The organism is Pseudomonas sp. BC42 (genome assembly GCF_021560055.1).
GTDB lineage: Bacteria > Pseudomonadota > Gammaproteobacteria > Pseudomonadales > Pseudomonadaceae > Aquipseudomonas.
Genome location: NZ_CP091067.1, coordinates 1,703,995 through 1,717,160, shown reverse-complemented (window position 1 = coordinate 1,717,160; position 13,166 = coordinate 1,703,995). Strand labels below are relative to the sequence as shown.

The following is a 13,166-nucleotide window of genomic DNA, read 5'->3' as shown; positions in this document are numbered from 1 at the left end:
CGCAATATGAAAATGCCACTACTGCGCACTACTCCGCACTATGTATAGCTCACGTAATCGAGCGAAGTGCTGCCCCCCCCCCTCCCTAGGATACGGAGAAGAACGAGGGCAAGTATCAGGGCCACCCGGTCGACGCCGATCTGCACAAGCTCGTGACGGCCCGGCACGCCGCCTACTCCATTACCACCGTGCTCCGCATTCGAGATATGGCCGCAATTGCAAAGTAGTGGCCAAGCCGCTTAACGTGTCTTTCGGCACTCTCCGCCGAAACGAAAAGGGAATTCCAATTGGCCGACTACATCGACAAAAGCATAATTTGCCAAGCATATCTCCATATTGATCCGGTTCCAGAAAACCTTGACGAAGCAGCATTGAAAACGCAGCTGGAATCATTTCTGGGCGTGAGAGCGGAGTTTTTTCTCTACAAAGAAGTCGGTACAGACGTTGAGCTCAAGGAGGGGTCGCTCAAAATCTATCTGACCATTTTAGGAACCCTTTTTGCCGGCATATCCCAGTACCCTTCATTTAGACAGGGTGTGGAAATGCTTGCCGTAGACTCGAAGCGGGTATCCGAATATGCGATATCCGAGAGTTTGTTCCTCACAAAATCTCGCCACGATTGCGTGCTGCGTACGGAAGCCAGAACCGGCGTATGCGGGACGTTGAAAAAAATTGCCGACGAAATCGACTATATCAAGCGAGAGTCTGGGAAGGCTGATCCCAGTCGATTGATAGCCCGGATGGAAGAGCTGAAGAAAGACATTTTCATATTTAAGGACAATGTGACCGATCCAGCGGACAAGGCCTGGGTCTTCCCTCAGCTAAAACAGTATGCAGATGAGCAACTGCCGAAGCGTGCTGTGCCCAAGAAGGATGAACTGGTGAGCCCGGAAATAGCGGCTGCTTACACGCGAGAAAGGGGCCTGCTGATGCGGTCAATGAATTTGGAAAACTAGATAGCTCGGGGCAGCTAAAGTGGCCGAATCCACACCCCAATGCACCCACCCTGCACCCATGGAAATATTGTAGTAAGGAGCTAAATCGCTGGAGGCATTGAATTATATGGTGTCCCAGGGCAGGTTCGAACTGCCAACCTTCCCCTTAGGAGGGGGATGCTCTATCCAATTGAGCTACTGAGACAAAACAACGAGCGCCTGAGGATGTCAGGCGTAAAGGACGGCGAGCATGTTAACGGCCAAGGCCACGTTTGTCATGTCATCCATAGGGCTTTTTACACGAACGGCCAGAAGCGATTTGTTAGCTGACGATCCCAGCTTGCAAATTGCATCACCATCAACAGCAATCCTTGCAAAATACAATTGGCCGCTCTTTCGCCACCAAATCAAGTCTTTGTTTTTAAAGGATTTATTTAAGGATAAACTCCTAGCACGCGAGCTGCCTGAGTAAGCAGATGAAGAATGCAGAGATAACGCCTATACACAGTGCTCTGCTTCTATTGAATGTGATCGCCACCATCGTGCTTGCGACCTTGCACCTTCAACCTGTAGACAACGCCAGATCTGCCAGCCCGTCCCTCCTAATTACAAGCAAGCCCCTAAACCGTACCTGTCGATAATCAACACCCAGCCCAGCTCTTCTGCCCAACAGCCCAATAGGCAGCATCAGCAGCAACCCAGCACCAAACAAAATATACGCAGGGCTATTTAACAATGCGCACCAGGAGCCATCATGTCCAATGCAGCCAAAAGCCTGCTTTTTCTGACTCTACTCAGCGGCATTTCCGCCTTGCTACTACCTGACGACTCACTAGGAAATGCTGCGCTGATCATCTGCGGCTCGATGTTCGGCCTGTTCCTGTTGGCACTTCTGGCCGGACGCAAGATCAAGTTTGACCCGGTACTGCGCTGACACCCTGCTCACGGAGTATGGCCAACAGACGCACCAGAGTGGCCTCGAGCGCACCCGAATTATCCAAGCGTATGACACGCTCTTCATCCAGCCAGGCAGTACTGACAAACTGCTGGTTGCGCTGCAGACGACGCTCAATCTCCGGTAGGCTTTCCCTGGCACGACGCAGTAAACGCCGGCGCAGCACTTCGTTATCGACCGTCAGAACTATAGGAATCAGATCGGGATAGCGCTTTCGCGCCTGACGCAAATACCCTCGAGAACCATTGACCAGGACATTTCGCCCCTGCGCCAGCCAAGCATCAATCTGCCTGGGAATGCCATAACCCAAACCATTGGCACGCCAGAACAAAGCAAACTCACCCAACGCGACACGCCGTTCAAATTCCTCGGACGTAACTTCGAGCGCTTCCTCGCCCACAGACTCAGCCGAGCGGGTGATCACTCTTTTTGCCACCTCACACCCCAATGCGCTAATAGGCTGCCTGGCCGCATCAATCAAGCTATCCTTGCCGGCTCCTGAGGGCCCCATCAGATAAATCACCCTACCCGGCATGAGTCGCCACCCAGGACAGCCCAACTAGTAAATCGGCCATTTGCCACTATCCTCTAAACAAGTAGGGATTACGCTCTCATCCACATAGCATGCACGCTCGTCCGCACACTAACCCCCCCCGTCGGATGGGAGAATGCGGCCCACAATGTGGAGTCGGCGATCTTTTCAAACCAGTCCGCATTTCTGATAATTGGTGCTGGCATAACGCCTTTATCCAGTTCAATATTTGTCACAGAATTGACGCCAAGGATCTGGCAATTTTGAGGCATGATGCGGGCCTCTTAACAATTCAGGTTGAACATTTGGCAATACGGCTTGTCCTAAAAGACAGCTCGCGGCCAATTCCGAGAACCGCTCCCCTGAACTAACCGGTTAAATATATGCGCCCATTGAAACAGGCAATTTATTCCAGCCGTACGGCTGACAAGTTCGTCGTACGTCTACCCGACGGGATGCGTGAACGCATTGCCGAGGTGGCTCGCAATCATCACCGCAGCATGAACTCCGAAATCATCGCGCGCCTGGAACAGAGTCTTATTCAGGAAGGCGCCTTGGGTGAAGAGTTGAGCATGCGCCTGGACAGCCCAGAGCTGTCCTTGCATGAGCGCGAACTACTTCAACGCTTCCGCCAACTTTCACATCGTCAGCAAAACGCTTTGGTTTCGCTGATAGCCCACGACGCTGAAATGGCCGCAGACGCCAACTGACTCCCCAGAATGCTCAAGCCAGCCTAGTTGCTGGCTTTTTTTTGCCTGCGATAAAAACAACGAAGCGCCATAAAGGCGCTTCGCGGGTTACCCATGCATAAAGGAAGAGTCAAAGCAGGAAGATTGTCGCCAGGCCGAGAAAGATAAAGAAACCGCCACTATCGGTCATGGCCGTAATCATTACGCTAGCCCCCATTGCCGGATCGCGCCCCAGGCGCGCCAGAGTCATGGGAATCAGAACCCCCATCAAAGCTGCCAGCAACAGGTTCAGGGTCATCGCAGCAGTCATCACCACTCCCAGCGACCAGCTCCCGTAGAGCATATAGGCAACAACACCGATCACCCCTCCCCAGACCAGGCCATTGATCAGAGCCACCGCCAGCTCCTTGCGCATCAGGCGCGAAGTATTACCGGTGCTTACCTGATCCAAGGCCATGGCCCGAACGATCATGGTGATGGTCTGATTACCCGAGTTGCCGCCAATACCGGCAACAATCGGCATCAGGGCCGCCAGGGCTACCAATTTCTCGATGGAACCTTCAAACAGACCAATCACGCGCGACGCAACGAACGCCGTGATCAGATTGATGGCCAGCCAGGCCCAACGGTTGCGCAAGGACTTCCAGACTGAGGCGAAGATATCTTCCTCCTCGCGCAGACCCGCCATATTGAGGACTTCGGTTTCACTCTCTTCACGAATCAGGTCGACCATTTCGTCGATGGTCAAACGACCGATCAACTTGTCATTCTTATCGACCACAGGAGCAGAAATCAGGTCATAGCGCTCAAATGCCTGAGCAGCGTCATAGGCATCCTCATCAGGATGAAAGCTCACCGGATCGCTAGCCATGACTTCCGAGACCTGCTTGTCCGGATCATTGACCAACAGGCGCTTGATCGGCAGCACGCCCTTGAGCACACCGTCGTAATCCACCACGAACAGCTTGTCGGTGTGACTAGGCAGCTCCTTGAGCCGGCGCAGGTAACGCAGCACCACTTCGAGACTGACATCCTCGCGGATCGTCACCATCTCGAAGTCCATCAACGCACCGACCTGCTCCTCGTCATAAGACAGCGCAGAACGAACACGCTCACGCTGCTGGCCATCGAGAGCCTCCATCAGCTCATGGACAACGTCTCGCGGCAGCTCGGGAGCCAAGTCAGCAAGTTCGTCAGCGTCCATCTCCTTGGCAGCGGCCAGGAGCTCATGATCATCCATGTCGGCGATCAGGGTTTCACGAACGGAATCGGATACTTCGAGAAGAATGTCGCCATCGCGCTCAGCCTTGACCAATTGCCAAACGGTCAGTCGCTCTTCCAGCGGCAAGGCTTCAAGGATGTAGGCAACGTCGGCAGAGTGCAGATCATCAAGCTTGCGCTGCAACTCGACGAGATTCTGCCGGTGGACCAGGTTCTCGACCCGATCATGGTGGTGACCTTCCTGACGGTGTGTCAGGTCTTCGACTACCCGCTGGCGCTGCAGCAGCTCAACGACTTGAGCGAGGCGGTCCTGCAGGCTTTCCTGCGTCTTCTTTACTTCTACTTCGGTCATAGGCGAACTCCACTCCCAGCAGAGGAGCACGCCGGAAGGATCAATCAGTCAGTTCATGATTGTGAAAACGGGATACTGAATAACTACTGGGTAAGTCCATGGAGGTATTCCACAAGCCCCGGCGGGGCTGACGGGCGCAATGATACACCCCTTGGCAGCTTTAAACGTTAAAAAATCGTGGCAAGAACAAGCGCTTGCGGCACAAACCTAAGCAGCGTCCGAATCTGTGAAACTGCGACGCCCGCGCCGAAACAGAAAACACATGCCAACAGAAAAAACCTGGAGGCAGGCTGGCTATTCGACTGCCAACGAACCAAGCCGTTCCAGCCCCAAACCGTAAGAAGAGAGATAGATGGGTAAATCGCAGAAAGCAAAAAGCCCGCATCTTTCGATGCGGGCTTTCTGGTGTATGGTGCACTCGACAGGATTCGAACCTGTGACCGCTCGGTTCGTAGCCGAGTACTCTATCCAGCTGAGCTACGAGTGCATTCTGTGTTTTTAGACCAGACCACAACTGGTTGAAGCCAAGTTAACTACATCGCTGCAACTAACTCTTAAATGGTGCACTCGACAGGATTCGAACCTGTGACCGCTCGGTTCGTAGCCGAGTACTCTATCCAGCTGAGCTACGAGTGCATTTGTTGCCGCGCATTATAGGCCGTTTAATCTTCTTGTCAAGCACTTTTTCTAGTAATTTCAACAACTTACAGAAGAAGCCAGATTACAACGTACTAAGCAAATAATGGCGGAGAACGGGGGATTCGAACCCCCGACACCCTTTTGAGGTGTACTCCCTTAGCAGGGGAGCGCCTTCGGCCACTCGGCCAGCTCTCCGCAACACGGGGCGTATATTAACCAGCTTTCTCCCCGTTTGCAAACAAAAAAAACGATAAAAATTAATGGCTTGGTTCTTCGTCCTTCTCTTTCTTTATCCGCAGGTAAATTTCCTCACGGTGAACCGCCACTTCTTTGGGGGCGTTGACACCAATACGCACTTGATTACCTTTGACGCCGAGCACGGTCACAGTGATCTCGCCATCACCAATGATCAGGCTTTCTGCGCACCGACGAGTCAGAATCAGCATACCTATCTCCTCACGCATTACATTTTCAGGGACTACAGTCTGCAAAAAAAAGGGTGTCGGCCTACAACCAGGGCGGCTGCAGTCCTACACGCCTAAGTATTGACTAGCACGGGCAAAAGAACAGTTTTCTCCCGTGCCGATCAAAAACACAAAGGGCGCGGTCAGACCGCGCCCCTTTCAAGCACGCATCACTCGCCCTGTCGGGCCGGAGCGTCAAGCTCGAATGCGGTGTGCAGCGCACGTACCGCCAACTCCAGGTACTTCTCTTCAATCACCACCGACACCTTGATTTCAGAAGTGGAGATCATCTGGATGTTGATGCTTTCCTTCGCCAGGGCTTCAAACATCCGGCTGGCTACGCCCGCATGAGAGCGCATGCCGACACCAACGATTGAAACCTTGGCAATGTCGGTATCACCGACCACTTCACGGGCACCGATTTCACGTGCGGTGTTTTCCAGCACGGTCTGGGCAGCCAGGTAGTCGTTGCGGTGAACGGTGAAGGTGAAGTCGGTGGTGTTATCGTGCGAAACGTTCTGCACGATCATGTCGACTTCAATGTTCGACGCGCTGATCGGGCCGAGAATCTTGAAGGCCACGCCAGGATTGTCTGGCACGCCACGGATAGTCAGCTTGGCTTCATCGCGGTTAAAAGCGATGCCGGAAATGATCGGCTGTTCCATGGATTCCTCTTCATCAATAGTAATGAGGGTGCCCGGACCCTCCTGAAAGCTGTGCAACACGCGCAGCGGAACGTTGTACTTGCCAGCAAACTCGACCGCGCGGATCTGCAGCACCTTGGATCCGAGGCTGGCCATTTCCAGCATCTCTTCAAAGGTGATCTTGTCCAGGCGCTGAGCCTTGGGTACCACACGCGGGTCGGTGGTGTAGACACCGTCCACATCGGTATAGATCTGGCACTCGTCAGCCTTCAGGGCCGCGGCCAGCGCCACCCCGGTGGTATCGGAACCGCCACGCCCCAACGTGGTGATGTTGCCGTGCTCATCAACGCCCTGGAAACCGGCAACCACGACCACACGACCAGCCTTCAGATCGCTGCGAATCTTCTGATCATCAATCTGCAGGATTCGCGCTTTATTGTGAGCACTGTCGGTGAGAATGCGCACCTGATTCCCGGTGTAGGACACCGCTGGAATACCGCGCTTGATCAATGCCATGGCCAGCAAAGCGATGGTCACTTGCTCACCGGTGGACACGATCACATCCAGCTCACGGGGAACCGGTATGGCTTCGCCACTGATCTGCTTGGCCAGATCGATCAGGCGGTTGGTTTCGCCACTCATCGCCGACAGCACAATCACCAGGTCATCGCCGGCTTCGCGGAACTTCTTCACCTTGTCAGCGACCTGCTCGATCCGCTCCACAGAGCCGACCGAAGTGCCTCCAAATTTCTGTACGATCAAAGCCATTTTCTAAGCCGCCTCAGCCCGTAAAGGGGCGCCCGTTAAACAATCAAACTGCACAGCGCAAGGACCCGCCACTAGACGACGGGCCCGGCTCGGCGCCTTAAATGCCCTGCTCGACAAATGGAACGGTCAAGGCCAGCGCGGCATCCAGTGCAGCAGCATCAACACCACCGCCCTGGGCCATGTCTGGACGACCACCGCCTTTACCGCCCACTGCCGTAGCGGCTTGCTTCATCAAATCACCGGCTTTGAGTTGGCCAGTCAGGTCCTTGGTTACACCGGCAACCAGTACGACCTTTTCCTCATGGACACTGCCGAGCAGGATCACTGCGCGGCCGAGTTTGTTTTTCAACTGATCCACCAGCGCCAGCAGCGCCTTGCCGTCCTGGCCGTCGAGGCGCGCAGCCAGTACCTTGACGCCCTTGACGTCAGCCGCCTGAGCGGACAGATCGTCACCGGCGGCGCTGGCAGCCTTGGCCTGCAACTGCTCGAGCTGCTTCTCCAGCAGACGATTGCGCTCCAGCACCGCCGACAGCTTGTCGATCAGATTGTCGCGACTACCCTTGACCAGGGTCGCCGCTTCCTTGAGTTGTTCTTCCGCAGCGTTCAGGTACGCCAGAGCCGCAGCACCGGTAACGGCTTCAATACGCCGCACGCCGGACGCCACGCCGCCTTCGCTGGTGATCTTCAGCAAGCCGATGTCGCCGGTACGATTGGCGTGGATACCACCACACAGCTCCACCGAAAAGTCTCCGCCCATGCTCAACACACGCACGCTGTCGCCGTACTTCTCGCCGAACAGCGCCATGGCGCCCTTCTTCTTGGCGGTGTCGATGTCGGTCTCTTCGGTTTCCACCGCCGTGTTCTTGCGAATCTCGGCGTTGACGATGTCTTCCAGGGCCTTGATCTGCTCAGGCTTGATCGCTTCAAAGTGACTGAAGTCGAAACGCAGACGCTGACTGTCCACCAGCGAGCCCTTCTGCTGGACGTGCTCGCCCAGCACCTGGCGCAGGGCAGCGTGCAGCAAGTGGGTGGCCGAGTGGTTCAGCGAGGTGGCGTGACGCACGTCGGCGTCGACCTGGGTTTCAACCGGGGCGCCGACGATCAGGCTGCCCTTGGCCAGTACGCCGTGATGCAGGAACGCGCCACCGGTCTTGGTGGTGTCGCGCACATCAAAACGTGCACTGCCGGCCTGCAGGTAACCGCAGTCGCCGATCTGTCCGCCGGACTCAGCGTAGAACGGGGTCTGGTCAAGCACCACGACGCCCTCTTCGCCTTCATTAAGGATGTCTACCGACTGCCCTTCCTTATAGAGGGCAACCACTTTGGCCGAACCGCTGGTGGCCTGGTAGCCGGTGAACTCAGTGGCCACATCAACCTTGACCAGGCTGTTGTAGTCCATGCCAAAGGAGCTGGCAGACCGGGCACGCACACGCTGGGCTTCCATCTCGCGCTCGAAACCTTCCTCATCGAGGGTCAGGTTGCGCTCACGGGCGATGTCGCCGGTCAGGTCCATCGGGAACCCATAGGTGTCGTAGAGCTTGAACACCACGTCGCCCGGAACCACCGAGCCTTCCAGTGCGGCCAGATCCTGCTCGAGGATCTTCAGGCCCTGCTCCAGGGTCTTGGCGAACTGCTCTTCTTCGGCCTTCAGCACCCGCTCGATATGCGCCTGCTGGGATTTCAGCTCAGGGAACGCTTCACCCATCTCGGCAACCAGCGCGGCAACGATCTGATAGAAGAAGCTGCCCTTGGCCCCTAGCTTGTTGCCGTGGCGGCAAGCACGACGAATGATCCGACGCAGCACATAACCGCGGCCTTCGTTGGACGGCAGCACGCCGTCGGCAATCAGGAAACCGCAGGAACGGATATGGTCGGCCACCACTTTCAACGAGGCCTGGGCATCGTTGGTGCAACCGATGGCCTTGGCCGCGGCATCCAGCAGGCTCTGGAACAGGTCGATTTCATAGTTCGAGTGCACGTGCTGCAGCACCGCACTGATCCGCTCCAGGCCCATGCCGGTGTCCACCGACGGTGCCGGCAGCGGATGCAACACGCCATCGGCGGTGCGGTTGAACTGCATGAACACGTTGTTCCAGATTTCGATGTAGCGATCACCGTCTTCTTCCGGCGAGCCGGGTGGGCCGCCCCAGATGTCGGCGCCGTGATCGTAGAAGATCTCGGTGCAAGGACCGCAAGGGCCGGTATCACCCATGGTCCAGAAGTTGTCCGAAGCGTAAGGCGCGCCTTTGTTGTCTCCGATGCGCACCATGCGCTCTGCCGGCACCCCGACCTCTTTGGTCCAGATGTCATAGGCTTCGTCGTCACTGGCGTAAACCGTGACCCAGAGCTTTTCCTTCGGCAGGTTCAGCCACTTGTCGGAAGTCAGGAAGGTCCAGGCGAAGGTGATGGCATCGCGCTTGAAGTAGTCACCGAAGCTGAAGTTGCCCAGCATTTCGAAGAAGGTGTGGTGACGAGCGGTGTAACCGACGTTTTCCAGGTCGTTGTGCTTGCCACCGGCGCGGACGCACTTCTGGCTGCTGACAGCGCGGGTATAGGCGCGCTTTTCCTGGCCCAGGAAGCAGTCCTTGAACTGGTTCATCCCCGCGTTGGTGAACAGCAGGGTAGGGTCGTTGCCTGGGATCAAAGAGCTGGAGGCTACACGGGTGTGGCCTTGCTCTTCGAAGAAGCGAAGGAAGGCTTCACGGATTTCTGCGCTTTTCATTAGGTTCTTCCACGGAGACTGCGGCCAAAGGCCTGTGCGCAACGTCAACAGACGAAACGACGGCAAAGGGCCGCATTATATCGGCGTTAATCACTTGGTACAGCGTGTTTGTACGATACAAACAGTCAATTGGACGGAGAACACTGTCAGTTACGGGAAAACTCGACAAAAGTGCTCACCACCTGCTCGATTTGCCCGGCATCCACGTCCAGATGGGTAACCAGACGCAAGCGTGGCGCCGCGCTGAGCCTGATCCCCCGCTCCGCGGCGAATGCCTTGAGGGCTTCGGCCCGCTCTCCCATCTCTACGTACACCATGTTGGTCTGCACCGGCTCGACACTGTAGCCGGCCTGGCTCAACCCTTGAGCCAGCAATTGTGCGTGGGCATGGTCATCCGCCAGACGCTGCACCTGATGCTCCAGGGCATAGAGTCCCGCCGCCGCCAGGCCACCAGCCTGACGCATGCCCCCACCCAGCATCTTGCGCAGGCGCCGCGCCTTGCCGATCAGCGCTGTGCAGCCGCACAACACCGAACCCACTGGCGCGCCGAGGCCCTTGGACAGGCACACCGATACCGAGTCGAAGTGCTCGGCGATCACCCGGGCATCCACCCCCAGCTTCACCGCCGCGTTGTACAGCCGTGCGCCATCCAGGTGCAGGGCCAGCCCCCGCTCACGGGTGAAGGCTCGGGCCTGGGCCAGGTAGGCCAGGGGCAGCACCTTGCCCTGCATGGTGTTTTCCAGGGCCAGCAAGCGCGTGCGGGCAAAATGAAAGTCATCCGGCTTGATCGCCGCCGCCACCTGCTCCAGGTCGAGGGAGCCATCGGCCCGCAACTCCAGCGGCTGGGGCTGGATCGAGCCCAGCACCGCGGCGCCACCGCCTTCATATTTATAGGTGTGGGCCTGTTGACCAACGATGTATTCGTCGCCCCGCTCGCAGTGGGCCATCAATGCCAGCAGATTGCTCATGGTGCCGGAAGGCACGAACAGGGCCGCGGCAAACCCCAGACGCCCGGCCAGCTCGGCCTCCAACTGATTGACCGTCGGGTCTTCGCCGTAGACATCGTCTCCGGTACGGGCGCGCGCCATGGCATCGAGCATGCCCGGGGTCGGCTGGGTCACGGTGTCACTACGAAGATCGATCACGCTCATCACATCAGGCTCCGGCTACAGGGGGACACCAGGGTCCACGCTTGGACAGGGGGAATTCCCTTTCGAAGCGAATTACTGCGGCCCTGTGGACGATTAATCAAGCAGCAACTGTAGAAAATCTTGCGCCAGAGGATGAAAAATCCGATGAACATTATCCAAAAGGCGCGATGCTTCCCCGCCAGATCTGTGTTAAAAACTCACCGCCCGGGAAAAACCCCGGGCAATCGTTCTCAGGGCGGGGTGCAATTCCCCACCGGCGGTAATTGCGCGCAATGTGCATAGCCCGCGAGCGCTTGGTGACACCCGTGGCAGGTCCACAGGTGCCGACAAGGTCAGCAGACCCGGTGTGATCCCGGGGCCGACGGTCATAGTCCGGATGAAGAGAGAACGGGATTGGCGCCTAAGGGCCGCTGTCAGGCAGACGTGGACTCTCCACGGAAGCTCTGCGCGTACCCTTAAATCCCATTCGATTCATATACGCCCTGTTTTTCATACAAACAGGAGTCAGAACAGATGCAACCCACCGCAATCGATAGCAAAAGCAAACACCACCCCAACGAGCGCGTCGCCTTCATCCAGGCTTGCTGGCACAAGGAAATCGTCGACCAGAGCCGTCAGGGCTTTGTCGCCGAAATGCTCGCTCAGGGTTACCAGGAATCCGATATCGACTTCTTCGAAGTCGGTGGCGCCTTCGAAATTCCCCTGCACGCCAAGCTGCTGGCCAAGACCGGTCGCTACAGCGGCATCGTTGCAGCAGGCCTGGTAGTGGACGGCGGCATCTACCGTCATGAGTTCGTCGCCCAGTCGGTGATCAGCGGCCTGATGCAAGTGCAACTGGAAACTGAAGTGCCGGTCTTCTCGGTGGTGCTGACCCCGCATCACTTCCATGCGGGTGAGGAGCACCAGAAGTTTTTCTTCGAGCACTTCGTGCACAAGGGCCAGGAAGCGGCGAAGACCTGCGCCGACACCCTGCACAAGCTGCGCGCCCTGCGCCGCAATGAGCAGCGTGCGGTCGCGGTTTAAGCGTTAGCCCATCATCGGCGAGCCGGCCCCTGCGGGGGTTCGGCTTGCCGGCGAACCTCAGGCCAGGCCGTCGGCGGTGGCCGGCACGATCAAAATCCCGGCACGCAAGCCGTTCTTCACCTTTGGGTTGGGGAAAATGATCCGCGCCCCCTCCTCCTCGATTACCCAACGGGTCTGGGCGATGTCCTCGGCCAGCAGGTAACCCACTTCCAGTTCGGAAAAGTTCTCCACGTCCGCCGGCAGGTGCAGGTGGAAGCTGTCGCTGTGCTTGATGACTTCCCGCGCCACGCTGAACAGCTGCAGGCCATCGAGGCTGTCCTGCTCTTGCCCGGGCTCGCTGCCGTCGATGATCTGCTTGAGGCGGGTTTCCAGGCGCTCGACATTGACCCCCTGGTTCTGCCCGAATGGCCGGGCCTTGCCCAACTCCAGGGTGAAGGATTCGGCCCCCAGCTGATCGTAGGTGTAGGCGCTGAAGACAATGGAGGGCTTGTTCTGCAGCAGCACCGCTTCCATGCCCGCCGCCCGCAGGCGCGCCAGCTCACGGCGCGAATGCTGACGCCCGTCCTTCCACGGATACAGGGCGAACTGTTCGATCTTCGAACCGCGGATCGCCGTGTGCAGGTCGTAATGCAGGCGCTGGCGCTGCGGCAGACTGAAAAAGCTCGCCGCCAGACGCTCCAGCTCGCAGGCACGCAGGGCTTCGATACCACTGCTCGATTCATGTCGGCCATTGAACAGCCGGTTGACGTCCTGCTCGACAAAACGCTCGCCGCGGCGCATGGCCTCGGGGTTGCCGAACAGGAACAGAATGCGTGCCCGAGGCTTCAGGTCGCCCCGGGCAATGTCGTGCAACAGACGGTCGAGCAGCTCGATGGGAGCCGTCTCGTTGCCATGGATACCGGCTGACAGCAGCAGGTCCAGACCGTTATCGCGAGCTTCGGGCGGCCGGACTTCCAGGGCGCCCTCGCTCAGCCAGCGCATGCGCACGCCGTCGACAGTCAGTTGAGTCTTCTCTGCCGGTTCACGGCCGGCGAGGGTCAGTTCAAGCAGTTTGCCGAGGGCGAGCATAGC

12 protein-coding genes, 4 tRNA genes, 1 pseudogene and 1 riboswitch are annotated in these 13,166 nt (G+C 57.5%); of the genes and pseudogenes, 6 read left to right on the top strand and 11 right to left on the bottom strand.

All coding sequences use genetic code 11. From position 1 onward, the window contains the following. Window positions 1-98 precede the first annotated feature (98 nt). Both L1O02_RS08160 and L1O02_RS08155 read left to right on the top strand, forming a co-directional pair. Window positions 99-227, top strand: a pseudogene (locus L1O02_RS08160) (serine recombinase); the annotation flags it as partial. A 60-nt stretch (window positions 228-287) separates the two neighbouring features. Then, window positions 288-956 carry a hypothetical protein gene (locus L1O02_RS08155; RefSeq protein WP_235759763.1) on the top strand — a complete coding sequence of 223 codons (669 nt, stop codon included), beginning with the start codon at window positions 288-290 and terminating at the stop codon, window positions 954-956. Window positions 957-1,063: 107 nt separating this feature from the next. On the opposite strand, the gene L1O02_RS08150 is transcribed toward L1O02_RS08155, so the two are convergent. After that, window positions 1,064-1,140, bottom strand: a tRNA-Arg gene (locus L1O02_RS08150). A gap of 45 nt (window positions 1,141-1,185) precedes the next feature. Between L1O02_RS08150 and L1O02_RS08145 the strand changes: the two genes are divergently transcribed. Both L1O02_RS08145 and L1O02_RS08140 read left to right on the top strand, forming a co-directional pair. Beyond that, window positions 1,186-1,407 carry a hypothetical protein gene (locus tag L1O02_RS08145; RefSeq protein WP_146189194.1) on the top strand — a complete coding sequence of 74 codons (222 nt, stop codon included), beginning with the start codon at window positions 1,186-1,188 and terminating at the stop codon, window positions 1,405-1,407. Window positions 1,408-1,689: 282 nt separating this feature from the next. After that, the gene (locus L1O02_RS08140) at window positions 1,690-1,869 is read left to right on the top strand and encodes a PA3371 family protein (protein WP_060844374.1); all 180 of its coding nucleotides are present in this window, start codon (window positions 1,690-1,692) and stop codon (window positions 1,867-1,869) included. Here L1O02_RS08140 and phnN read toward each other — a convergent pair. Next, window positions 1,844-2,425 (bottom strand): phosphonate metabolism protein/1,5-bisphosphokinase (PRPP-forming) PhnN, encoded by a 582-nt coding sequence (gene phnN, locus L1O02_RS08135; RefSeq protein ID WP_108545380.1) that lies wholly within the window; start codon window positions 2,423-2,425, stop codon window positions 1,844-1,846. The genes L1O02_RS08140 and phnN overlap by 26 nt on opposite strands. 380 nt (window positions 2,426-2,805) lie before the next feature. Here phnN and L1O02_RS08130 point away from each other — a divergent pair, with 380 nt between their 5' ends. Beyond that, the gene (locus L1O02_RS08130; RefSeq protein WP_016968184.1) at window positions 2,806-3,132 is read left to right on the top strand and encodes an Arc family DNA-binding protein; all 327 of its coding nucleotides are present in this window, start codon (window positions 2,806-2,808) and stop codon (window positions 3,130-3,132) included. A gap of 109 nt (window positions 3,133-3,241) precedes the next feature. Here L1O02_RS08130 and mgtE read toward each other — a convergent pair whose 3' ends face one another. From mgtE to ltaE, 8 genes are all read right to left on the bottom strand, one after another. Continuing rightward, complete coding sequence (mgtE, locus tag L1O02_RS08125; RefSeq protein WP_060840590.1) at window positions 3,242-4,684, bottom strand: magnesium transporter; 1,443 nt, start codon at window positions 4,682-4,684, stop codon at window positions 3,242-3,244. A 410-nt stretch (window positions 4,685-5,094) separates the two neighbouring features. Beyond that, window positions 5,095-5,171 (bottom strand) — tRNA-Arg (locus L1O02_RS08120). Between the two features lie 72 nt (window positions 5,172-5,243). Next, window positions 5,244-5,320, bottom strand: a tRNA-Arg gene (locus L1O02_RS08115). A gap of 107 nt (window positions 5,321-5,427) precedes the next feature. Continuing rightward, a tRNA-Ser gene (locus tag L1O02_RS08110) sits at window positions 5,428-5,518 on the bottom strand. A gap of 62 nt (window positions 5,519-5,580) precedes the next feature. Beyond that, window positions 5,581-5,769 carry a carbon storage regulator CsrA gene (gene csrA / locus L1O02_RS08105; RefSeq protein WP_002554426.1) on the bottom strand — a complete coding sequence of 63 codons (189 nt, stop codon included), beginning with the start codon at window positions 5,767-5,769 and terminating at the stop codon, window positions 5,581-5,583. A gap of 188 nt (window positions 5,770-5,957) precedes the next feature. Next, window positions 5,958-7,199 (bottom strand): aspartate kinase, encoded by a 1,242-nt coding sequence (locus L1O02_RS08100; protein ID WP_016968182.1) that lies wholly within the window; start codon window positions 7,197-7,199, stop codon window positions 5,958-5,960. Between the two features lie 97 nt (window positions 7,200-7,296). Beyond that, on the bottom strand, window positions 7,297-9,921 hold the full coding sequence (gene alaS / locus L1O02_RS08095; RefSeq protein ID WP_235759762.1) for an alanine--tRNA ligase: 2,625 nt from the start codon (window positions 9,919-9,921) through the stop codon (window positions 7,297-7,299). 146 nt (window positions 9,922-10,067) lie between these two features. Beyond that, entirely contained in the window at window positions 10,068-11,072 is a 1,005-nt protein-coding gene (ltaE, locus tag L1O02_RS08090; RefSeq protein ID WP_108545377.1) for a low-specificity L-threonine aldolase, read from the bottom strand. A gap of 222 nt (window positions 11,073-11,294) precedes the next feature. After that, window positions 11,295-11,465: riboswitch (FMN riboswitch) on the top strand. 120 nt (window positions 11,466-11,585) lie between these two features. On the opposite strand from ltaE, the gene L1O02_RS08085 reads away from it, so the two are divergent. Further along, window positions 11,586-12,095, top strand: a complete 510-nt coding sequence (locus tag L1O02_RS08085) for a 6,7-dimethyl-8-ribityllumazine synthase (protein ID WP_060844377.1) — start codon at window positions 11,586-11,588, stop codon at window positions 12,093-12,095. Between the two features lie 57 nt (window positions 12,096-12,152). On the opposite strand, the gene astE is transcribed toward L1O02_RS08085, so the two are convergent. Beyond that, window positions 12,153-13,163 carry a succinylglutamate desuccinylase gene (gene astE / locus L1O02_RS08080; RefSeq protein ID WP_060840595.1) on the bottom strand — a complete coding sequence of 337 codons (1,011 nt, stop codon included), beginning with the start codon at window positions 13,161-13,163 and terminating at the stop codon, window positions 12,153-12,155. Between the last annotated feature and the right edge of the window lie 3 nt (window positions 13,164-13,166).